The sequence below is a fragment of the Bacillus sp. LK2 genome (genome assembly GCF_001043575.1).
Taxonomy (GTDB): domain Bacteria; phylum Bacillota; class Bacilli; order Bacillales; family Bacillaceae_G; genus Bacillus_A; species Bacillus_A paramycoides.
Genome location: NZ_LDUK01000049.1, coordinates 52702 through 76028, shown reverse-complemented (window position 1 = coordinate 76028; position 23327 = coordinate 52702). Strand labels below are relative to the sequence as shown.

24 protein-coding genes and 1 pseudogene are annotated in these 23327 nt (G+C 36.0%); 11 read left to right on the top strand and 14 right to left on the bottom strand.

Annotated elements, in window-relative coordinates; translation table 11 throughout:
* Nucleotides 1-23: 23 nt before the first annotated feature.
* The 6 genes from perR to VK90_RS23785 form a co-directional block, all read right to left on the bottom strand.
* Nucleotides 24-452 carry a peroxide-responsive transcriptional repressor PerR gene (perR, locus tag VK90_RS23810; RefSeq protein WP_000237829.1) on the bottom strand — a complete coding sequence of 143 codons (429 nt, stop codon included), beginning with the start codon at nt 450-452 and terminating at the stop codon, nt 24-26.
* Nucleotides 453-750: 298 nt separating this feature from the next.
* Nucleotides 751-1206 carry a thioredoxin-dependent thiol peroxidase gene (gene bcp, locus VK90_RS23805; protein ID WP_002174762.1) on the bottom strand — a complete coding sequence of 152 codons (456 nt, stop codon included), beginning with the start codon at nt 1204-1206 and terminating at the stop codon, nt 751-753.
* Nucleotides 1207-1250: 44 nt separating this feature from the next.
* Nucleotides 1251-1655: a potassium channel family protein gene (locus tag VK90_RS23800; protein ID WP_002174760.1), complete on the bottom strand. Its 405-nt coding sequence runs from the start codon at nt 1653-1655 to the stop codon at nt 1251-1253.
* A gap of 72 nt (nt 1656-1727) precedes the next feature.
* Nucleotides 1728-2513, bottom strand: coding sequence for an ABC transporter permease (locus tag VK90_RS23795; protein ID WP_048375690.1), 786 nt, complete (start codon nt 2511-2513; stop codon nt 1728-1730).
* A gap of 4 nt (nt 2514-2517) precedes the next feature.
* The gene (locus tag VK90_RS23790; protein WP_048375689.1) at nt 2518-3309 is read right to left on the bottom strand and encodes an ABC transporter permease; all 792 of its coding nucleotides are present in this window, start codon (nt 3307-3309) and stop codon (nt 2518-2520) included.
* Entirely contained in the window at nt 3302-4315 is a 1014-nt protein-coding gene (locus tag VK90_RS23785) for an ABC transporter ATP-binding protein (RefSeq protein WP_025148683.1), read from the bottom strand. The genes VK90_RS23790 and VK90_RS23785 overlap by 8 nt, the downstream gene beginning before the upstream one ends.
* A 127-nt stretch (nt 4316-4442) precedes the next feature.
* Here VK90_RS23785 and hemL point away from each other — a divergent pair, with 127 nt between their 5' ends.
* The 3 genes and pseudogenes from hemL to VK90_RS23770 all read left to right on the top strand — a co-directional run bounded on the left by hemL (nt 4443) and on the right by VK90_RS23770 (nt 11806).
* Nucleotides 4443-5741 (top strand): glutamate-1-semialdehyde-2,1-aminomutase, encoded by a 1299-nt coding sequence (hemL, locus tag VK90_RS23780; RefSeq protein WP_048375687.1) that lies wholly within the window; start codon nt 4443-4445, stop codon nt 5739-5741.
* 201 nt (nt 5742-5942) lie between these two features.
* Nucleotides 5943-10380: pseudogene (locus VK90_RS23775) on the top strand (glutamate synthase-related protein).
* Between the two features lie 337 nt (nt 10381-10717).
* Nucleotides 10718-11806 carry an FUSC family protein gene (locus VK90_RS23770; RefSeq protein ID WP_048375686.1) on the top strand — a complete coding sequence of 363 codons (1089 nt, stop codon included), beginning with the start codon at nt 10718-10720 and terminating at the stop codon, nt 11804-11806.
* A 13-nt stretch (nt 11807-11819) separates the two neighbouring features.
* Here VK90_RS23770 and VK90_RS23765 read toward each other — a convergent pair whose 3' ends face one another.
* The 4 genes from VK90_RS23765 to VK90_RS23750 form a co-directional block, all read right to left on the bottom strand.
* Complete coding sequence (locus tag VK90_RS23765; protein WP_048375684.1) at nt 11820-13580, bottom strand: ABC transporter ATP-binding protein; 1761 nt, start codon at nt 13578-13580, stop codon at nt 11820-11822.
* A 55-nt stretch (nt 13581-13635) separates the two neighbouring features.
* Nucleotides 13636-14166, bottom strand: a complete 531-nt coding sequence (ntdP, locus tag VK90_RS23760; protein WP_048375682.1) for a nucleoside tri-diphosphate phosphatase — start codon at nt 14164-14166, stop codon at nt 13636-13638.
* 320 nt (nt 14167-14486) lie between these two features.
* Nucleotides 14487-14741 (bottom strand): YgaB family protein, encoded by a 255-nt coding sequence (locus VK90_RS23755; protein ID WP_002174752.1) that lies wholly within the window; start codon nt 14739-14741, stop codon nt 14487-14489.
* Nucleotides 14742-14928: 187 nt separating this feature from the next.
* Entirely contained in the window at nt 14929-15210 is a 282-nt protein-coding gene (locus tag VK90_RS23750) for a gamma-type small acid-soluble spore protein (protein ID WP_048375680.1), read from the bottom strand.
* 124 nt (nt 15211-15334) lie between these two features.
* Here VK90_RS23750 and VK90_RS30345 point away from each other — a divergent pair, with 124 nt between their 5' ends.
* Entirely contained in the window at nt 15335-15511 is a 177-nt protein-coding gene (locus VK90_RS30345) for a hypothetical protein (protein ID WP_002174748.1), read from the top strand.
* An 83-nt stretch (nt 15512-15594) separates the two neighbouring features.
* Here VK90_RS30345 and mutY read toward each other — a convergent pair whose 3' ends face one another.
* The gene (gene mutY / locus VK90_RS23745) at nt 15595-16692 is read right to left on the bottom strand and encodes an A/G-specific adenine glycosylase (protein WP_048375678.1); all 1098 of its coding nucleotides are present in this window, start codon (nt 16690-16692) and stop codon (nt 15595-15597) included.
* 149 nt (nt 16693-16841) lie between these two features.
* On the opposite strand from mutY, the gene VK90_RS23740 reads away from it, so the two are divergent.
* Nucleotides 16842-17822 carry a metal-dependent hydrolase gene (locus VK90_RS23740; protein WP_002174746.1) on the top strand — a complete coding sequence of 327 codons (981 nt, stop codon included), beginning with the start codon at nt 16842-16844 and terminating at the stop codon, nt 17820-17822.
* A 24-nt stretch (nt 17823-17846) separates the two neighbouring features.
* On the opposite strand, the gene VK90_RS23735 is transcribed toward VK90_RS23740, so the two are convergent.
* Entirely contained in the window at nt 17847-18113 is a 267-nt protein-coding gene (locus tag VK90_RS23735) for a YfhJ family protein (RefSeq protein WP_002174745.1), read from the bottom strand.
* 122 nt (nt 18114-18235) lie between these two features.
* Between VK90_RS23735 and VK90_RS23730 the strand changes: the two genes are divergently transcribed.
* Nucleotides 18236-18394 (top strand): small, acid-soluble spore protein K, encoded by a 159-nt coding sequence (locus VK90_RS23730; protein ID WP_002113845.1) that lies wholly within the window; start codon nt 18236-18238, stop codon nt 18392-18394.
* A 47-nt stretch (nt 18395-18441) separates the two neighbouring features.
* Nucleotides 18442-18594, top strand: a complete 153-nt coding sequence (locus VK90_RS27740) for a YpzG family protein (RefSeq protein ID WP_033795415.1) — start codon at nt 18442-18444, stop codon at nt 18592-18594.
* A gap of 64 nt (nt 18595-18658) precedes the next feature.
* On the opposite strand, the gene VK90_RS23725 is transcribed toward VK90_RS27740, so the two are convergent.
* On the bottom strand, nt 18659-18976 hold the full coding sequence (locus VK90_RS23725) for a YfhH family protein (protein ID WP_048375675.1): 318 nt from the start codon (nt 18974-18976) through the stop codon (nt 18659-18661).
* A 9-nt stretch (nt 18977-18985) separates the two neighbouring features.
* Complete coding sequence (gene recX / locus VK90_RS23720; protein ID WP_025148689.1) at nt 18986-19798, bottom strand: recombination regulator RecX; 813 nt, start codon at nt 19796-19798, stop codon at nt 18986-18988.
* Between the two features lie 81 nt (nt 19799-19879).
* Here recX and VK90_RS23715 point away from each other — a divergent pair, with 81 nt between their 5' ends.
* The 4 genes from VK90_RS23715 (at nt 19880) to VK90_RS27735 (ending at nt 23230) form a co-directional block, all read left to right on the top strand.
* Nucleotides 19880-20785, top strand: coding sequence for a TIGR01777 family oxidoreductase (locus VK90_RS23715; protein ID WP_048375673.1), 906 nt, complete (start codon nt 19880-19882; stop codon nt 20783-20785).
* 285 nt (nt 20786-21070) lie between these two features.
* Complete coding sequence (locus tag VK90_RS23710) at nt 21071-22201, top strand: amidohydrolase (protein ID WP_048375671.1); 1131 nt, start codon at nt 21071-21073, stop codon at nt 22199-22201.
* 241 nt (nt 22202-22442) lie between these two features.
* Entirely contained in the window at nt 22443-23000 is a 558-nt protein-coding gene (locus VK90_RS23705) for a GNAT family N-acetyltransferase (protein ID WP_048375670.1), read from the top strand.
* 110 nt (nt 23001-23110) lie between these two features.
* Complete coding sequence (locus VK90_RS27735; protein WP_002174739.1) at nt 23111-23230, top strand: YfhE family protein; 120 nt, start codon at nt 23111-23113, stop codon at nt 23228-23230.
* The last annotated feature ends 97 nt before the right edge of the window (nt 23231-23327 follow it).

Sequence of the window (23327 nt, the reverse complement as noted above, 5' to 3'; positions counted from 1 at the left end):
TCACCCTCTTTCTTTATTATATATTACGCCTTATGACACTCTGGACAAACGCCATAAATTTCTAAGCGATGACTATTAATAACGAAACCTGTCGTTTTCGCAGCTTCCTCTTCAAGTTTTTCCAAACCTCCATAAGGAAAATCAACAATCTTACCACATTTTTCGCAAATCACATGATAATGTTGACTTGTAACATAATCAAATCTACTTGAAGCGTCTCCATAAGTTAATTCCTTTACAAGTCCAACTTCTTTAAACACACGTAAGTTATTATAGACAGTTGCAACACTCATATTCGGAAACTTACCTTCTAATGCTTTATAAATGTCATCCGCTGTTGGGTGCGTCATAGATTCCACAAGGTACTCTAAAATAGCATGACGCTGTGGAGTAATGCGTACACCCGTATTTTTCAGCATTTCTAGCGCTTCTTTTAATTCTTCTTTGACCACCGTCATGCACCCCGATTCTATACGGATTATTATTTTATAATTCTTATAAAGAGTGTACCCCTTTTCTTATAAATCGTCAATATTTCTACTATAAGTATGTCGTTTATTTTTATATATAGCCTTATTCTTATGTATCTTCCCCCATTTTCTATACATTTACATAGAAAAAAGTGCGACATAATCGCACTTAGAATATTATCATCTGAGGAGGTATGCCCTACACTTTCACTTTATGTATCGTGGGAAAATATGTATAGACACATGCCTTACATATGTATTTTTTTCTTCCCACTATAGCTTATTTTATATAAGAAAGGACGTCCTCAATATGTCCTTTCACTTTCACTTTACGCCATTCTTTTACAAGTTCACCGTCTTTATTAATAAGGAATGTAGAACGCTCGATTCCCATGTACTCTTTTCCAAAGTTCTTTTTCAACTTCCAAACATCGTACAATTCTGCTACTTTATGATCTTCATCTACTAAAAGTATAAATGGGAGCTCATGCTTCTCAATGAATTTCATATGTCTGTTCACCGAATCCGGACTTACACCAAGGATGACCGTATCCTTCTCTTGGAATAATCCATACGCATCGCGAAAATCACATGCTTCGGTTGTACACCCTGGAGTCATATCTTTCGGATAAAAATATAGAACTACATTTTCCCCGCGGAAGTCAGCTAAGCGAACTTGTTCTCCGCCACTTCCCTCTAATGTGAATTCCGGTGCCATTTCTCCTACTGTGATCATTGTTATCACTCCTTCTCTTTTCTATTACTATAACAAATGCTACCTTATTTTTCATTGTCCATTACAGTCCTTACTACAAAAGCAAACGGTAATGTATATCCAATTAGCGCTTCTCCAATTGCAATCCATCTTCCGATTCCAATCGGAGCTATATCACCATATCCAACGGACAATAAAGTAACTGCGCTAAAATATAAACATATTTCAACAAGTTGAAAGGAATGAGCATCGAGCCTATCCCCATCTTCTTTCAAAACTGTAAAATCCATTTCCTCTAATACAACATAACTTAATCCAAACGCAATCAATACCGTTGTATAAATTAAAAACAATGTGGCTAAATTATACAGCGAAAAGAAACGCTTGGAATCTGAATATGAACTCCATAATAATTGGACACTTCTCAAAATAGCGATTGCTGCAATTAATAGAATAAATCCCCATAACATGTCCTCCACCTCATTTTATATGTATGAGGACTACAGCTAATTTATCCCTTAGAAACGAACAAGCTTCTATAATTAATTTCCTGCACCACGATATCGTTTAACCCCTTGATTCCAGAGGGTAATTGCAATAGTAAAACAGATAATACCAACAATTGGCGTTGCGAATGCATAGCTATTCCACTCTGTTTTTCTTAAAAAGTATGCTGCTGGATATACCCCAACAAACGCAAATGGTAAGACAAACGTTAAAATAAAGCGAATAACACGGTTATAAATATTAACAGGATAGCGTCCATAATTACCTATGTTATACATAAGCGGCATAATAGAACTTTTCGCATCTGACCAAAAGCCAAGACTTGCAAGCGTAACAAATATCCCGCCGTATACAAGTGCGCCTCCTCCTACCATAAGTAAGAATAAGAAGAAATCATACCAATAAAAAGATAATTGCAGCTCCAATGCCGCATAGCCCATTACAATAATCCCTGTAATAGCCCCAATTAGAGATTCAAGTTCCATTCTTTCTAATATAATTTGAAATAAACTATGAATCGGTCTCGTTAATACACGATCCATTTCTCCTTTAATAATGTATCGATCATTGAAGTCCCATATATTAAAGAAAGCTGAAAAAATAGCAAACGGTACTAAAAAGAAACCATAAATAAAGATTACTTCTTCTCGGCTCCACCCTTTTAGCTCTTGGGTATACCCAAACACAACGAGAATGAAGATTAAATTAACAGCTTGTAGCAATAAATCTGAAAGTAATCCAACGATAAAATCGCCTCGATACTCCAATTTTGTTTTTATATATTGGCTTGCATATTGCAAAAACAACTTTATATATAGCATCTCATCATCCCCCTTGTACAATTAGACGTTTTCTCGCCGTTTTCCACATCAGCACAATTGGAATAATAAGTATAATTGCCCAAATCATTTGAAATAATAAAGCTTCATATAACTTACTTCCTTGTATACCTTCAGAGAAAATCATACTCGGAATATAACTAATTGCTTGAAACGGTAAAAACACCATTGCTTTTTGGGCCCATAACGGATAAAAACTAATCGGTAATAATAAACCAGAAAATAAATCGATTACAACACGTTTCGCATACATAATTCCACTATTATTAAATAAAAAGAATGTAAGCATTCCTGTCATTAAATTTATTTGTGTATTAATGATAAAACTAAATATTAAAGATAAGAAGAAATATAACCACGTTTGAAAATTCGTTGTAATTTGTAATGAAAATAATAACGTAACAATAACCATACCCGGAATTGAAAAGAAAGTGAAACGAAACATCCCTTCTCCAAGACCTTGCATAACCTTCATGCCTAAATAATTATACGGACGAATTAACTCTACCGCCACACGTCCTTCTTGAATTTCCATCGCAATTTCTCTATCTATATTATTGAAATAAAAAGCACGTGCCATCCATGCGATCGCAATATACGTAGTCATTTGCGAAATAGATAAACTTTCAATATTCTCTTTCCCGCTATAAATCGCTTGCCATAAAAAATAATACGCACCTATATTAATTGTATAAATTAAAATCCCACTGTAATAATTTGTACGATAGGCAAGCATCATTAAAAAGCGAATCCGAATCATTTCAATATACTTACCCATGCCTAATACCTTCTTCATAAATGTTACGAATAATTTCCTCTGTAGACACTTCATTAATTTTTAAATCTTTAATTTGGAAGGCTTGTACTACTTTAGAAATCAGCATAGAAATGATAACTTCTTCATTTGGTATTTTTGCAACCCACGCATTTTCCTCTTTTGCTTTTGACCAAACAACATGATTATCAGGCATAACCATTGATAACGCCTGGTATGAAACTGGGGCAACAAACTGAAAATGTATTTCCTTCTCCGCTCCCCACTGCGTGCGAAGGTTATCTAAAGATCCGTCATACATAATGTTTCCTTCATCAAGCATGATGACGCGCTCACATAAAGCTTCAATATCAGTAATATCATGAGTCGTTAACAGAATTGTTGTTTTATAACGTTCATTCATCTCTTTTAAAAATTCTCGTATTTTTAATTTCACAAGAACATCTAGCCCAATTGTTGGCTCATCTAAAAATAATAACGGCGGATTATGAATTAACGCTGCTGCCAATTCACAACGCATTCTTTGACCAAGAGATAATTTTCGTACCGGTTTATCTAATAAAGGACCGATATCTAACGTTTCAATAACATGTTCCATATGTTCCTTATACTGAGCGTCCGATACACCGTACACTTTCTTCAATAAACGAAATGATTCTTGTACAGCGATATCCCACCAAAGCTGAGAACGTTGACCAAACACAACACCGATTGTTCTTACAAATTCTTCTCTCTGTTTATGTGGATTCATGCCGTTCACTGTAATTTGTCCTGATGTCGGAGTCAAAATTCCTGTAAGCATTTTAATCGTCGTTGATTTACCAGCGCCATTTTCACCAATATAACCAACCATTTCACCTTGCTTTACAGTAAAAGAAACATCATTTACTGCTGGTACTATTTTATAATTACGATTTAATAAATCGCGAAATGCACCCTTTAATCCTGGACGACTTGAATAGGCTGTAAACTCTTTACGTAACCCTTGTACCTCAATTACCGATTTCATAATCGGACCCCCTTCCTAAATGTCACAACGAATAGTTTACCCAACTGCTCTCTCTATCACAAACAATACGTCTTTTCGAAAAACATGTTAGAATAATACATAGATTTTTGTAAGGAGATGAATTGTAGTGAATTTCACGAAATCAGAAGCATTACATAAAGAAGCTTTAGAACATATCGTTGGTGGTGTTAATAGTCCTTCTCGTTCTTACAAAGCAGTTGGTGGTGGTTCTCCTGTTGCAATGGAACGCGGAAAAGGTGCTTATTTCTGGGATGTAGATGGAAATAAATATATCGACTATTTAGCAGCATATGGCCCTATTATTACTGGACATGCTCATCCACACGTAACAGAAGCAATTAAAACAGCAGCTGAAAATGGTGTACTATACGGTACTCCAACAGCACTAGAAGTAAAATTTGCAAAAATGTTAAAAGAAGCAATGCCTGCTTTAGATAAAGTCCGCTTCGTAAACTCTGGTACAGAATCCGTTATGACAACCATTCGTGTCGCTCGTGCTTACACTGGCCGCACAAAAATCATGAAATTCGCTGGTTGTTACCACGGTCATTCCGATTTAGTACTTGTAGCAGCTGGCTCTGGTCCTTCTACTCTTGGAACTCCTGATTCAGCTGGTGTGCCACAAAGTATCGCACAAGAAGTTATTACCGTTCCATTTAATAATGTAGAAACTTTAAAAGAAGCATTAGATAAATGGGGACACGAAGTAGCAGCTATCCTTGTAGAACCGATCGTTGGAAACTTCGGTATTGTAGAACCTAAACCAGGCTTCCTTGAAAAAGTGAATAAACTTGTTCACGAAGCTGGTGCACTAGTAATTTACGATGAAGTTATTACTGCTTTCCGCTTTATGTACGGCGGCGCTCAAGATTTACTTGGCGTAACACCAGATTTAACAGCACTTGGTAAAGTTATTGGCGGCGGACTTCCAATTGGCGCTTACGGCGGTAAGAAAGAAATTATGGAACAAGTTGCTCCGCTCGGCCCTGCATACCAAGCTGGTACAATGGCAGGGAACCCAGCTTCTATGGCATCAGGTATTGCGTGCTTAGAAGTACTTCAACAAGAGGGCGTATACGAGAAATTAGATGAACTTGGAGCAATGCTTGAAAAAGGTATTCTAGAACAAGCTACAAAACATAACATCGATATTACAGTAAACCGTCTAAAAGGCGCATTAACTGTATACTTCACAACAAATACAATTGAAGATTACGATGCAGCCAAAAATACAGATGGTGAAATGTTCGGTAGATTCTTCAAACTTATGCTTCAAGAAGGTATTAACTTAGCACCATCTAAATATGAAGCATGGTTCTTAACGACAGAACATACAAAAGAAGATATTGAATATACAATCGAAGCTGTCGGCAGAGCATTTGCTGCTTTAGCAGACAATAAATAATCCCGTCATTAAAAGGAAAAAAGAAAGCTCACCTTTCTTTTTTCCTTTTTTCTATTTCATAAATCCCTCATTAATAGTATAATTATTCATAATTATCTGTTTTATATTCTTTTATATCCTTACTATCCCTGTATACAAGGCTGATTACGCCTTGAATAGTAAGATTATTCAAAATTCAATTTCCAGAGGGGGGATTGACGGATGCTCAATAAAACAAATAAATGGACACCGTCTTTATTTCGAAATTATAAAAATGCAGAACATGATGCGTGTGGAATCGTTTCCGTTATGGAAAAACGAAGAATTCCTACAAAAGAAAATATCGACCTTTGTATACAATCACTAGTCAAAATGAATCATAGAGCTGGTTTCATTAATGGCGAAGGAGATGGTATCGGAATTCATATCGACATGCCAAAAGCACTTTGGAATGAAAAACTGAAAAGTAGCGGATATAATCCAACGATTGTGGATCATCCCCACTTTATCGTTGGACATTTTTTTCTAAATAAAAAAGAAAACATTGCTGATTTAAAAAAATACATTCGTACGCAACTACACAATGAAAAACTTACAATTCTTCTCGAAAATGATGATGTAATAAACTCCGATGCACTCGGTCCTCTTGGTAAACAAGAAGAACCTTTATTTTGGCAAGTTGCCCTTATCGCCGAAAGTGAAGTTGAAAATATTGAACAAACATTATTTTCTGTAACAGTAAAAATAGAAGAAAATGAAGCAATTCATGTTGCCTCATTAAGTCATGACCATGTTGTATATAAAGTTCTCGGTGCTGGCGATACACTCGTTGCTTATTACAATGATTTACAACACCCACTTATCGCTTCAACTATGACACTGGGACATAATCGCTATTCTACTAACACGTTATCTAATTTTTTTTCGTGTACAACCATTTAGCATTCTCGGACATAATGGTGAAATTAACACGATTGCAAAATTACGCGATCAAGCTGAAATGATTGATGTATCACTCACTGCCGGGGGCAGTGATTCCCAAGATTTAAACCGCACCTTAGAAACCCTTCTCGTTCAGTATAACTACAGCTTATTTGAAGCGATGGATATATTATTTCCGCCAATTATTAATGAAATAAAACTTTACGAAACAAACTTACAAAACTTATACACTTATATACGTGAGGCCTGGGGGCACTTCGCACAAGGTCCAGCTGGCATCATTTCACGTTATAAGGATGAAGCTGTTTTCAGTGTTGATTCCCTCGGCTTACGTCCAGTGTGGAAAGTAGAGACAGAAAGCTCTTATATTTTCTCTTCTGAACCTGGGGTTGTATCACCAACTGAATATGTAGCAGAACCAAAACCACTCGCTCCCGGAGAAAAAGTCGGATTAAAATGGAATGAACAAAATGAACTTGTTCTCTATGAATACGACAAATACCAAACGGAAGTTTATAACCGTTTTAAGAAACGAATCGATGTTACCAATTATCATTTAAATTTATCTATCCCTGAAACGAAAGAAATTGGAGGATTATGTGATTCTGTTCAAGTTGAAACGAAGCAATACGTTGCTTTCGGCTGGGATCGAGAACATATTCAGCTTCTTGAACAGATGGCAACAAAAGGCGTCGAACCAATTCGTTCACTTGGGCATGACTCACCACTTGCCGCACTTGATACAGATAGACGAAATATTGCCGATTTCATTAAGGAGAGTGTAGCCGTTGTTACAAATCCAGCAATCGATCGTGATCGAGAAGTCGAACACTTCTCCACACGTACTGTACTCGGAGAGCGTCCAAGTTTATTAAACAACTCTAAACAGCCATTTGTAGTCGAGATGCTTTCACCAATTATTTTAGAAGGAAGTTTAGCCCAATCTATCGCGGAAGAATTAAATACGATTACGTATGAACAACTTATACAGCTATTCATTACTCATAGCTCTGTCTCTACAATTTCTGTTACGTTCAGTCCATCAGAAACTTTACAATGCGCATTAAATCGAATTAGTTCTGAAGCGATAGCTGCCGTTACAAATGGTGCTTCCCTACTATTATTAGATGACGACAAAGCACATCAAAATGAACAGTTATGGATTGATCCACATTTAGTTACTGCTAAAGTACATCAAGCATTAACTGAAAATAAATTACGTCGAAACTGCTCTCTCGTTATACGTTCCGGTGCCCTACGCTCCTTACACGATATCGTAACGCTGTATGGATTAGGAGCAGATGGTATTAATCCATATTTATTGTTCGCAACTGTAAATGATGGAACAATAGCACCAATTACTAATTTATATACTGCACTTAATAAAGGACTAGAAAAAGTAATTTCAACAATTGGGATTCATGAATTACGCGGTTACGGTCGTCTCTTTTCCTCTATCGGATTGCATGAGGAAATCGCAAATACATTACAAATTACAAATTTCTTTGGTTCAAATGCTTTAGCTTTTTCACTTGAGGCACTTGCTGCAGACGCGAAAATGCGAGCGATTGATTATAACAATCCAAAAGTTAGAATGAGAAAATCATTTCATATATTCCCGCGGATTTGGAAAGCAATTGGTGATGTTGCAAAAGGAAACTCTTATGATGATTACCGCGATAAGTTAAGTGAATTAGAAGAAAATAACCCAATCGCAATTCGGCATCTTGTTCAAACAAAGCAAGCAAAGCATGTAGTTCCGACTGAAAAAGTTTCCATCGGTATTCACAATCATGATTTACCATTTATTATTAGTTCCATGTCATTCGGTTCTCAAAACGAGATTGCCTTTCGCGCGTATGCAGAAGCTGCCGATCAACTAAATATGATTAGTTTGAATGGTGAAGGCGGCGAAATTAAAGATATGATTGGTAAATATCCACATACACGTGGACAACAAGTTGCATCTGGCCGATTTGGAGTAAACGCCGAACTACTAAATTCATCAAATTTAATTGAAATAAAAATCGGTCAAGGTGCAAAGCCTGGTGAAGGTGGACATTTACCTGGTTCAAAAGTAACTGCAAAAATTGCTGAGGCACGTAACGCTACAATTGGATCAGATTTAATTTCACCTTCTAACAACCATGATATTTATTCAATTGAAGATTTAGCTCAAATGATTACAGAAATTAAAACGGCCAATCAGCTTGCAAAAGTAGCCGTGAAAGTCCCTGTCGTTCCTAACATTGGAACAATTGCTGTTGGTATCGCAAAAGCTGGTGCTGATTTTATTAACATTAGCGGATTTGACGGCGGAACAGGTGCTGCACGTATTCATGCATTACAACATGTAGGTCTTCCAGTAGAAATTGGTGTTAAAGCTGCTCATAACGCTCTACTAGAAGCAGGTATGAGACATAAAGTAGAAATTTGGGCAGATGGTGGTATTCGAAGTGTAAATGACGCCTTAAAAATCATGCTTCTTGGAGCAAACCGAATTGGATTTGGTACATTATCAATGATTGCAATTGGCTGTACAACTTGCCGTGGTTGTCATCTAGATACTTGCCATGTTGGAATTGCGACACAAATTGAATCTGAAGCGCAAGCGAAAGAACATGGATTACGCCGCTTCGTCCCACGCGAATTAGAAAGCGCAGTGGCTGGTTTATTAAATTTATTCACCACTTTCGGTGTAGAACTAAAACGGTTAACAGGACAACTCGGTTATACAAATTTACAAGAAATTATCGGGCGTTCCGATTTATTAGAACAAGTTCGAGGCGAAGATTTATTAGACTTATGTAATTTACTGCAAACGATAGAAAATTCAACTGTTACAACAATAGTATCTGTACAAGAAAAACAATTTGAAACAGTTCATTCTACTCACTCAAAAGAATTAGTAGGAGTTGGCGTAGAGCAACGCGTAATGGGTGGTCTAGAATCCTGTTATCGTGTTCGTAGTAAATTATATGAAAACACTCATCTTGAACCACTTACATTAAAGTATACAAACGGTTCTGTTCCTGGAAACGGATTAGGTGCTTACAATAGCGAAAACCTATTTATACACGTAAATGGTGGTGCGCAAGACGGAATTGGAAAAACTTCATTTGGCGGTGGCATTTATATAACGAAAGCAAAAGGGAAAGATGGAACATATTATAACGGTTCTGTCGGAAAAGGATTTGGATACGGCGCTCAAAAAGGAGCATTATACGTGCAAGGCAACGCCGATGCTCGTGCTGGCATTCGCCTCTCTGGAGCAGACATGATTATTGGAGGTAGAATTACAAAACCACTCCGTGAAAAGGAACAAGGAAACATAGGAGCATATTCCAATATAAAAGGATTTGCTTTTGAATATATGACAAATGGTCGTGCGCTTGTTTTAGGAGATCCTGGTCCGTGGATTTGTGCTGGTATGACTGGTGGTGTTGTTTATTTACGTCACGAACCAAATTTAGGTTTAACAGAGCTGGCCTTAAAAAGAAGAATCGCTAAGGGAGCAAATGTAACATTACAACCAATTAGTAAAAATGGTGTGCAAAATGTGAATGAATTATTATTAGACTACATTCGTGTATTAAATGAGCATGAACAATATGAAGAAGTCGCTTTGTTAACACCACTATTAGATGATATTCAGCTTCACTTTTATGAAATTATCCCGAAAAAAGAACAGACGGATCCATCTATTTCAACTGAATAATATGTACAACATGTATTTTTCATAAAAAAATTGACGAAGTGAGCATCGCATAGTAATCTATAGTAACAATTTGAAACCTGCTGGAATTCAGCAGGTTTTTTCATTAGAGAATAGATGTTTAAAGAGAATTTGGATAAATTATAAAGTGAAACTTTAATCAGTATGGGGTGTTCATCCCCCACTAATTATTAGTCCACACTAATCGAGATAAATGAATCTTAATTTCTTTATTAAACTTTTTAACGTCACTAAAATATCACTTGCTAACATATTGTAATGAATGTATAGTATCATGTTGTACATTCATTATGACAAGAGAAAGGATATTAATAAGGGTATGAAACTTGGTGCTCGCATTTTAAAAACGGGTATTGCCATTACATTAGCTTTATTTGCTTGTATTTTACTTCAATTACCGAGTCCAGTATTTGCAGGAATCTCAGCTATCTTTGCTGTTCAGCCGTCCGTATACCGCTCGTATTTAACTGCTCTTGAGCAAATCCAAGCAAACGTAATTGGTGCGGTATTCGCTATCGTATTTGCTACTGCTTTTGGACATAATCCTTTTATTATTGGATTAACATGTATATTAGTAATTGCTCTTACATTACAATTACGCTTAGAAAACACAATATCAATCGCTTTAGTAACGGTTATCGCCATTATGGAATATCAAGGCGAAGATTTCTTTAGTTTTGCCTTACTTCGATTTGCGACAATTATGATTGGAATTATTGCGGCTTCGCTTGTAAATTTAGTATTTATGCCGCCAAAATATGAAACAAAACTTTACCATCGCATCGTTGATAATACAGAGGAAATTGTCAAATGGATTCGTATGAATAGTAGGCAAGCTTCTGATTTTACAACTCTAAAAACCGATATTGATCGCATGAAAGAAAAAATGATTAAAATAAATCATTATTATTTACTTTATAAAGAAGAAAGAAGTTACACGAAGAAAATACAATTCGCAAAAATTCGCAAACTTGTTTTATTTAGACAAATGTTAGCGACAACAAGTCGTGCTTTAAGTACATTAAAGTCATTACACCGTACTGAAAATGAACTGCGCTATATGCCAGAAGAATTTCAGGAGTCTATTCAAAACGAACTCGATTCGTTAACCCATTATCACGAACAAGTTTTGTTAAAGTTTATTGGGAAAGCAAAGAAACAACAATCTGTTGAGATGCTTGATGAAGTTGAAACAGGTAAACAAGAATTGATTGATATCTTTATGGATTATCAAAACAAGGACGATGAGGAAGCATATAAAATATGGTTACATCTCTTCCCTCTTATTTCTTCAATTATTAATTATAGTGAAGAAGTAGAGCATTTAGATTTACTTGTGGATAGCTTCTACACATACCATAAACCAGAAAGTGAACTCCAAATCGACGATAAAAAAGAAGACGAATAAAAAACAGCTCCTTTTACGCTAAAGGAGCTGTTTCTGTTATATGTTGAAGCTGATATAAATTGTAATAAAATCCCCTTTTTTTCATTAACTCTTCATGAGATCCTTTTTCCTTTATTTCACCCTCTTCAACATAAATAATTGTATCAACATGCGTAATTGTCGCTAATCGATGTGCAATAATAATTGTTGTTCGATCTGCAGCTAACGTTTGAAGTGCCTCTTGAATATATCGTTCATTTTCTAAATCTAAAGCTGAAGTTGCTTCATCCAATATAAGCAAAGACGGATTCTTTAGAAAAACCCGTGCGATTGCAACCCGTTGTCTTTGTCCACCAGATAATTTCACACCGCGCTCCCCAACGACAGTATCATAACCATCTGGCAATTCTGTAATAAAATCATGAATTTGTGCAGCTTTGGCAGCTGAAATTACTTCCGCCTTTGCAGCTTTCGGATTGCCATATAAAATGTTAGCCCCAATCGTATCACTAAACAATAAATTATCTTGCAGTACAATTCCAATACAACTGCGCAAACTTCTCATATCATACCGTCTTACATCTATCCCATCTACATAAACTGCACCGTCAGAAACATCATAAAAACGTGGAATTAAACTAGCGAGAGATGACTTTCCTCCCCCACTCGCTCCTACAAGTGCTACCTTCTCTCCCGGCCGCATAGTTAATGACAGATTATGCAATATCTCTTTTTCATCCTCATTGTAACGAAAAGAAACATTATCAAATATAACTTCTCCATCTAATCTTTTAGCTTGCACTGCATTTGGCACATTCACAATATCGTATTTTTCATCTAACAATTCAAACACTCGATCCATCGACGCGAAAGACTGCGTTAATGTTGTAGATGAATTGACGAGGCGACGAAGCGGACTATATAAACTATCCATATATCCAACAAAGGCCACCATTGTCCCAAGTGTTAACGAACCTTGAATTACTTCATACGCTGCAAAACCAATAACAAGTAACGGCCCTAAATCCGTTAACGTATTCACTGCTGAAAACGTTCTCGCCGTCCAACTCGTATGAGTTAGTGCTTTCGTTAAAAATTCATTATTTCTCTTTTCAAACTGTCCTCTTTCATACTCTTCTAATGCAAAACTTCGTGTCACTTGCATCCCTTGAATACGTTCATGTAAATATCCTTGCATAGTGGCTAACGCTTGTGAGCGCTCTTTCGTCAATTTTCGAAGGCGCCCGAAAAAATATTTCACTGCAACTACATAAATAGGTAAGATTAATAAAGCAACAAAGGTTAATTTTATATTCATAGAAAACATAACGATAATGGCAATAACAATTGTTGCAGTATCTAACCAGACATTCATAAGACCGGTAATTACAAAGTCCTTCGTTTGTTCTACATCATGGATTACACGTGAAATAATCTCTCCTGTTTTTGTGTTCGAATAATAGCGTAAGCTCAACTTTTGCAAGTGTCCAAAAATATGCTTTCTTAAATCGTATAGTATTGTATTGGCAATACGCTGCGCGAAATATTGACGATAATATTCTATAGGCGGTCTTAATACTGCAAAAATAAAAAAAGCAATCCCAATTGCGGTTATTAATTGGGACGTTTTTTCTTGAAGCGAACCCCCACCTTGAATAACATCATCAATAATATACTTTAATAACCATGGCATAATAAGCGGAATACCGAACTTAACAAGACCAATAATAATTGTAATAGCAATGAGCCATCGATATGGTTTAACAAATTGTAAATATCTTTTTATACCTTGCACATAATTCCCCCTCTAATAGGACAAACCTGCCGGGGAATCCCCCTGCAGGTTTGTTTTAATTTCTGTACATTAAATATCTTTCGTACCACATATCTACAAAATCCGGTGCGAATGGACCTTTTCTTTGATGAATCCACTGTGTTAAATGTGCTACATTTCGTTTTAAAATTGTATCAATAACAGGTGGATACTGCATGATTTGACTATGCTTTTCATACTCATCTTCATCTAAAAGTGTATATGTCATATCTGGATACACTTTAATATCTAAATCGTAATCAATATACTTTAATGCTTCAGAGTCATATGCAAAAGGAGAACTTAAATTACAATAATAATATACTCCTTCTTCCCTTAGCATTCCAATCACATTAAACCAATAATTGGCATGAAAGTAACAAATCGCAGGTTCACGAGTAATCCATGTCCGGCCATCTGATTCTGTAACTATTGTACGATCATTCGCTCCGATCACAAGACTCTGCGTCCCTTTTAAAATTGTTGTCTCTTCCCACATTCTATGAATGGAGCCATTATGTTTATAACTATGTATTTGTACCTTTTCTCCTTCTTTGGGAAATCCCATATATGCTCCCTTCTTTCAGCTGCAAATGCCCTTCTTAAGTTGCCTCAACTACCCCTTGAACTGCATTCACTTTTTTTCTATTATAACTTTTTTGTCAAAATTTTAAAACTAAAGCGATAAGACCCTAATTTTCACGATGAATTTAATGCAGTTTTATTATTGAATGGCACATCTCCAATCCTTTTAACAAAAGAGAATTCCCATTGGATTAGTAAAACGTATTTTCCGAAGATTAAACGAGGATATAACAAAAGGAAAGCCCTTTCTCGTCTCCATTTAAGGAAGGACTTTCCACCTACAATTCACAACATATCTCATCCTTAATTTGAAATTATTTTTTCGGTTTCAAAAGATTGAATCACGTTATTCGTTTGTTGTTCAAATCTTTCATGCAAAAGCTTTAATGCTAATTCTGTTCTATATATTTCTTGACGGATAAAATGTAATTCTTTTTTATCACACGTATCTCTTTCACTCATTTCAATTTGCTGATATTTTTCTAAATGTGCTTGTAACTTTAACAGCTCATCCATCGTTTCCAATTGCTCTCCTACCAACTTATCAAAATCGTTCATCACTTGCCCCCTTTTTAATTCATTCACCAATTGTAATTCTTATTACATATTTCTAATCGCTAACTTCTTTCTCCTTTGACTACATTTGTTGACTTATTAGAAGTTATGTCGGTCACTACATTTTCATTACAATGACCTCCACCTAAAGAAAACACTTCTCTTGAGTTAGAGAAGTGTTTTTCCTTCATTACTGATTTGAGCTAGAAGATTGTGATTTTTTTGCAGCTGATTGTGCGTTTGCTTGTTTCACTGCATTCACATCTGTTTCAGTTGCAAACTCTGTACCATAGCTAGCATTTGCACTTTGAGCACCAGAAGCTTGTGCTTTCTTTGCTTCTGATTGTGCGTTTGCTTGTTTTACTGATTGTACATTTGTTTCAGTTGCAAATTCTGTACCATAGCTAGCATTTGTACTTTGAATGCTAGCACCAGAAGTTGCCTTATTATAACCTTGTTGTTTTTTACTCATCTTTCTCACCTCCACAACAAATAATGTAACCAATCTATCTAGAATCTATCCGTAATTTTCTTTTTATAATTTCCGCATATATCTCTTATCACTCATTCAAACTACAAATGACGGAGGTGGATATATGTACGCTGGACGCGATATGACTGAACTAACTATGATTTCAAAAAATGAATGGAAAGAAGATGAATTAGCTTATTTTCATCATTCATTTCAGCAAATTATGCCTTATCTAAACGTAGAGGGGCAAACGATTTATAAAGAAATTGTGAAAGAAATTGAGTCACGGGGTGGATTATAAAAGCGCGATTCTTTAAACTCAGAGTACAAAATTATTTTCAATAAAAAAACGTGTTCCAAAATTCTAGAACACGTTTTTTTCATTTATTGCATTGTAATTTTCTCAACACAATTTTCGTAAATAGTACGATGTGATTTCGAGAAAGGTAACTGTTCAAATGCTTCTTTCGATACAAACTTTAATGTATCTGTGTCGGTAATATCGCCTGTTATCTTTCCGTAAAACACGAATATATCCCAAGTACGGTGTGTAAAAGTATGTTGTACATTCATCGCGTATTCATCAATTGAAACAGAGAGTCCGAAGCTTTCCTTCATATAATCCGTAAGCTGTTGTTTCTGATTTCGAATACCTTCACCGAGTTCAATATTCGGGAACTCCCACATATTAGCCAATAGTCCCGCACTTGGGCGTTTATTAATTACGTAACGACCATCTTCAGTTTGAAGCACTCCTGCAACGAGCGGTACCATTGTAGGTGCTTTCGCTTTACTTTTCACTGGTAGTTCTTTTTGAACACCCTCAGCATACCCTCGGCAATGTTCACGCACAGGACAAAGTAAGCAAGATGGGTTTTTCGGTATACAAATTAATGCCCCTAATTCCATCAAACCTTGATTAAAATAAGATGGATTTTCTGTTGAGATAATTTCGCGCACAATATCTTCAAAAACTTTTCTAGTCTTTGGTTTTGCAATATCATCCCACACTGATAAAATACGAGATAATACGCGCATAACGTTTCCATCAACTGCTGGCTCTGGTATACCGAATGCAATGCTTAAAATGGCACCTTTTGTATATGGTCCCACTCCTTTTAATTTTTCTATTTTCTTTACATCACTCGGTACTTCCCCGTTATATACTTCTTTTACCTCTTTTACTGCGGCATGTAAATTTCGTGCTCTAGAATAATAACCTAAGCCTTCCCATGCTTTTAATACTTCTTCATCATCGGCATTTGCTAGCGCCTCAAGCGTAGGAAACTTCCCCATAAAATTTGCGTAATATGGTTTTACAGCTTCTACCCGTGTTTGCTGTAACATAATTTCAGAAACCCAAACACGGTATGGATCTTTATTTTTTCGCCACGGTAAATCGCGTTGTTCTTTTTCAAACCAACCAATTAAATCATTTTGAAACTGCTCTATGTTAAACTTATTTAATATTTCAAGTGTCAAACTTGATCCCCCTCATTTTTTTGCATATAAGTACTATTATAAAGATTTTAGGAAAAAATTTAAGTAAGATGACATAGGAAATAGAAGGCAAAGGACTTGAGGTATCGAATAAAAAGAGTTACATTAATAAAAAACGGAGGTGGATTTCTATGGATACAGCCACTCACCTTGTTATGGGCGTTACTCTAGGCAGTTTGGCAACGTTAGATCCAGTCATAGCACAAAGTGATATTGGGCCACAAGCAGTGATGCTTGCAACAATTGCCGGTTCCAATATTCCTGACATCGATACAGTTTTAAAATTGCGTAATAACGCTAAATATATAAGAAATCATCGTGGAATTACTCATTCCATTCCTGCAGTGATTCTTTGGTCATTCCTTATAAGTGGCATCTCTTTCGCCTTCTTTTCAGACGCTCCATATCTGCATCTATTACTTTGGTCATTTATTGCCGTCTTTCTTCATGTCTTTGTGGATATTTTCAATGCCTATGGTACACAGGCATTACGGCCCTTCACAAGAAAATGGGTAGCACTCGGCATAATTAATACGTTCGATACTGTCATTTTCTTTATCCATATACTCGCTATCGCCTGTATGCTTGTCGGAGCACATAAAGGATACACTGCTTTAGCAGCGTATATATTAATGTTTGTTTACTACATCGGCCGCATTATGATGCATCGAAATATCAAAAGTGTAGTATACAAACGTTTCAAAAATGTAGAGAAAGTAATTATTTCTCCCTCTTACAAATTTTATCATTATCATTTAGCCGTCGTTACAACTGAACATTACTACGTCGCAAGATGGCACCGCGGTAACATTCTTGTATACGATAAATTTGATCGTGTACCATTCCCGAATACTGCCATTATGCAAGCTGCTGTGCGGGATGAAAATATCTCTGCTTTCTTATCTTTTTCGCCTGTATACCGCTGGGATATTTTCGATTATGATAACTATTCTGAAGTTCGGTTCATTGATTTACGGTATCGAAGTAAAGATTATTATCCATTCGTTGCAATCGTTCAGCTCGATCAAAATTTAAATATTATTAGTTCATATACAGGGTGGATTTTCAGCGAAGAAAAACTTCGAAAGAAACTGGAATTGCTCCCACATTAAAAAAAGCGACCTAAGTCGCTTTTTTTAATGTTTCAAATGATCTTCTTGATTGATCAAATGGCTATACTTCGGATTATTTGTACGCATTTCATGAAGGCGCCCTCCATGATTATTAATCCATGTTCGTACCACTTGCTCAGTCATTTCATCACCTTGGTAACGGCCTGATTTAGCATAAGTTGTTTGAAAATCTTCCCACAGTAATTCAACCCATGCACGAGCTTGTGCGTAAGAAAGGTTGTCATTCTTATCTAATAATTCTTTTGTTAATGTTTCATAAATATCATTCATGTTCTATTCTCCTTTTACCTATTTATTCCCTTAATTTCTAAAGGATAGTTTTTTCTATTTTGCACATTCTATAATTGATACTTCTTAAAGAGGTATCAACTGATAATGAGGGGGCGTTCTTAATGGGTAGACAAGCCGAATTTTGGTCTGAATCAAAAAATAACAGCAAAATCGAAGGTCAACCGAAGGCGAAATCACGCTTCGCTTCGAAAAGACCTAACGGCACAATTAACACGCACCCACAAGAACGTATGCGTGCTGCAAATCAGCAGGAAGAGTAGTACAAACTAAACTAAACTAAATTAACTTCCTACACGAGGTGATAAAGATGAGCTACCGTGACCATTTAGATAGTCGTTCTGAATTATTTAACCATACGTGGACTCGTCCGAAACATGCGAAAGCGCAAGTTAACGGACAGACGCAACAAACCCAGTCTCTCATTATATTGGCAAATGAATCTAAAAAACGCCAATTTTAGAATCTCCTATCTCCTTTAACGCCTACCAAAGATGAAAACCAGAGAGATATTCACTCTCTGGTTTTTATTTTTCCTGCAGCAAGGAAATTGGTATTCCAATCTCTTCATTATCATTTTGCTTATATCCCCAAGCAAATACCCCATTGAAATACGTAATTTTAAATAATATACCAGGTTCTTCTACTAATTCATATGTCTCACCAATACGGAATTTGTTTATATCAGTCATATAAGCACGAGCCATAGCCATCTTTCTCATTAATACATCGAATTCATTTACAATTCCAAGTTGCTCAGCCTTTACAGCTTGCTCCTTCAAAACCCCAATTTCTTCTCGAAGCTCATGTGGTGTCATTTCACTGTAGCGTTTTGGTATATTCATCTTATTCCCTCATCCTTCTTCTCGTTTCATTTGCAAAAATATCTCTATCTCATCAATAGAGAATCCTTTTCGATATAACGCTTGTTTCATCTTATTTTCGAATGTCCATCCATCATACTTCTTATATTTCTCATAATATTTATTCCCATGATAGTGTAACGCTTCTTGCTGCTTTTCGTCATCTTTTTCGTCTTTCAATTCTTCAAGACAAATTTGAATCACATCTCTAGAATAGCCTTTACGAACAAGCATTTCTTCTAACTTTTGTTTCATTTGTAAAAATGAATGCTTTTGATAAGATTTTTTCTTCTTTTCTATAAGAACTAAAGCATTTTCAATTTGCTTCTCCTTTGGATACTCTTGTAAACTATGTGTAATGATTAGGTCCTGAACACCTTTACTTATCAGCGCTCTTCTAATAACAGTTGGGCCTTTTTGATTTACATTACTTTGCGTTCGTACATACAAAGTGGCGTACTCTTTATCATTAATATATCGATCATGTAATAATTTCGAAATGACTTCAGAGATGATGGCCTGCCCCACTTCTTTTTTTTGTAAAAAATCTTCTACTTCTTGTTTTGTTCTCATCTGATATGATAAATAGGAAATGGCTTGTAAATATGCTTTTTGTACCTCTTCATTGTACAAAATATTTCCTAACTCTACTTCATCAATTTCTAAACCTTTTTGTAATCCATGTTTCATTAAGATTACTTGATTTACACTAAATCCGTACTCTTCACCTTGACCTTTATCAATATAAATATTAAATCGTTCTTTCGATCGTTTTTGTACTTCTATTTTTGTAATGACAGCCATACTCTCACCTCTCTATTATTTTAACATAGTCAAGAAACATTTTTGCTTTTCAAGAATATATATAATGAGGAGGAAATTCTTGTGAAAATCGCAATTTCTGGTGGCTCTGGCTTTATAGGCAAATACCTTTCTAGTTTTTTTATTCAAAAGGGATATACCGTCTATATTCTTACTCGAAAAAAGGTAGATGAAACTTCAGATCCTAACCTTCAATACGTACAATGGACACCTGACTTGCACACTTTTCCCCTCTCTTCTATCGATGTAATTATTAATCTAGCGGGGGAGTCTATTAATAGTAGATGGACAAAGAAACAAAAGGAAACAATTTTAAATAGTAGGATTCAAACAACAACAGGGCTCATTAAACAATTGCAAGCACTCAAAACAAAACCACACACATTTATTAACGCAAGTGCTATTGGATACTATGGAACATCTGAAACCGAATCTTTTACAGAACAACAAGAGACTCCCGGGAATGACTTTTTAGCAAATACAGTATATTTATGGGAGCAAGAAGCATCTAAAGCCCGCTCCCTTGGAATAAGAACTATCTATGCAAGATTTGGAGTCGTATTAGGGGCAGATGGAGGCGCTTTTCCAAAAATGTTACTCCCCTATCAATTATATATCGGAGGTACAATTGGATCTGGAAACCAATGGTTATCATGGATTCATTTAGATGATGTCGTTCGCATGATTGATTTCATCATACACAAAAAAGACATTGCCGGGCCTCTTAATATTACAGCGCCAACACCGATAAGGATGAAAGAATTCGGTAAAACCATTGCCACTATAACCGAACGACCTCATTGGTTACCTGTTCCTCCATTTGTACTTCGCGCTTTACTCGGTGAGATGAGTATACTCGTATTAGAAGGACAACATGTATTACCTAATAAAGCTATTGAATATGGATATCAATACACATTTCCAACAGTAAACCATGCATTACAAAATATACTCTTGCATACAATATAGTACTTCTAAAATAAAATTTTAAAGGGAACTTATCCCGCTATTTGCAGACGATAAGACTCTCACCTCAAAATTCGACTGTAAAGCAAAGAAGTTAGGTGGGGGCCGGCTGTCCGTAAAAGCCCGATTGTGAGGGCTAATAATCAGTGGGGGATGAATCCCCTTTACTTTATCCCCTCCAAAACTTTCATTTTCTAGACTCCGGAGCATTACTACACGAAAAACCTTTCAGTTGCTTTGTCTAAACTTATACTACACACATTACAAGGTGACGGAAATGAGGTATCTATGAAAATACTGCTCAAACAAGCCATTGTATATCCTATTACATCCCAAAAGTTTCAAGGAGATGTACTCGTTACAGGAGAACGAATCACCGCGGTTAAACCTTATATTGATCCTACTCAAGATATGACCGTTATAGATGCACGAGCTCTTCATCTCCTACCTGGATTTATTGATGTCCATACTCACCTTGGCCTCTACGATGAAGGTACCGGTTGGGCTGGCAATGATGCGAATGAAACATCTGAAGTTTTAACACCACATATCCGTTCTTTAGACGGAATCCATCCTTTTGATATTGCATTTCAAGATGCTGTACAAAATGGAATTACAACTGTTCACGTTATGCCTGGAAGCCAAAACATTATAGGGGGTACTACTTGTGTCATAAAAACCGCTGGAACTTGTATTGATCATATGATTATTCAAGAACCTGCTGGTTTAAAAATTGCCTTTGGAGAAAACCCTAAAAAGGTCCATAGCAACGGAACAAAAGAATCAATTACACGTATGGGAATTATGGGCTTGCTTCGAGAATCCTTCTACGAAGCACAACACTACGGACATGAAGCTGATTTTCGAATGCTTCCTATTTTAAAAGCACTCCGCCGGGAAATACCGGTACGTATCCACGCTCACCGTGCAGATGATATTAATTCGGCTTTACGCTTTGCGACAGAATTCAATCTTGATTTACGTATTGAACATTGTACTGAAGGACACTTTATTGTTGAGGAACTTTCGAAACACAATTTAAAGATTTCAGTTGGCCCTACTCTTACAAGACGTTCAAAAATCGAACTTAAAAACAAAACATGGGATACTTACCATATATTATCGAAAAGTGGAATAGAAGTCTCTATTACAACAGATCACCCTTATACACCTATTCAATATTTAAATGTTTGCGCTGCCATTGCAGTAAGAGAAGGATTAGATGAAAAAACAGCGTTGGAAGGAATCACTATTTTTCCAGCTCGAAATTTACGTTTAGAGGATAGAATTGGAAGCATTGAAGTTGGAAAAGATGCTGATCTCGTGTTGTGGACTCACCATCCTTTCCATTATTTAGCCAAGCCTGTACTCACGATGATTGACGGAAAAATAATTTACAAAAAAAATAAAAAAAACTAGTTTATTTTTTTGACTAGATAAAGTATTATACGATTATAAACTGAATGAAACCATAATCAATTTGTGTCGTGATTATCATTTTCAAATTGATGAATGGGGAAGGCAAATGGTGCGCCACCAGCGTTATAAACTGGTTCTAGTGGGTTCGATTCCCACCCCGAAATTTTTTAAAGATTGATATAAAAATTTCGAGGGTGGGGTGTTTTTTCGTCATGCTACCCTCGTGTGAGGAGGAGTTAGTATGTTGAAAAAACGCGACTTACACGACAGCCACGTTCTATACGAGTTAATGGTGGATCCAGCTGTCTTCCCTTTTGTGCGTCAAAAGGCTTATTCTTATGAAGAATATTTATTTTTAACGAAACAAACAATTGAAGCCGAAGAGCGTGGAGAATTGATCTCACGCACAATTTTAGATGAATGGGGTAACCCCATCGGCACGATTACTTTATTTGATGTGCAAGAAAAAGCCGGATTCCTCGGGACATGGCTTGGCAAACCATATCATGGTAAAGGATATAATAAATTGGCAAAAGATTCATTTTTTAGCGAACTTTTCTATGAATTAGATATTGAAACGATCTTTATGCGTATTCGTAAAATAAATATCCGTTCTATTAAAGCTGCCGAAAAACTACAATATGTAAATCTAGCAAACGAAACAAGAAAAGCCGTTTATGATGAAATTAACGCGCATGAAGAAGTATATAACTTATATGAAATTCCAAAAGATCAATATACACTTGCAACAATGCGAGATACAGCCTTCCAAGAAGCACACCAATTAAAAGAAGCATAATCTAAAATTTCAGAAATGATAATTAATCAATACTAGTTTAACATATATGTATATCACCCCATGTCTTTGGAAACGATAGATAGTGACTTTAGGACACGAGGTGATTTGTAATGGATAAAAAGAAACGTGATAAAGCAAAAAACACATTATCTAGTACACAAGAAGTTCTCTATCAACGAGAATTCCGAAAAGCAGATCGTGCAGCGGGTTATCGCTCAAAAGGTATTTAAAGTGAAAATGAATAATTAGAAGATTTCCCCCTAATTATTCATTTTCATTACATAAGTTTTTCTAAGTGATAGGATAGAATTGAAAAAGGTTCCTTAT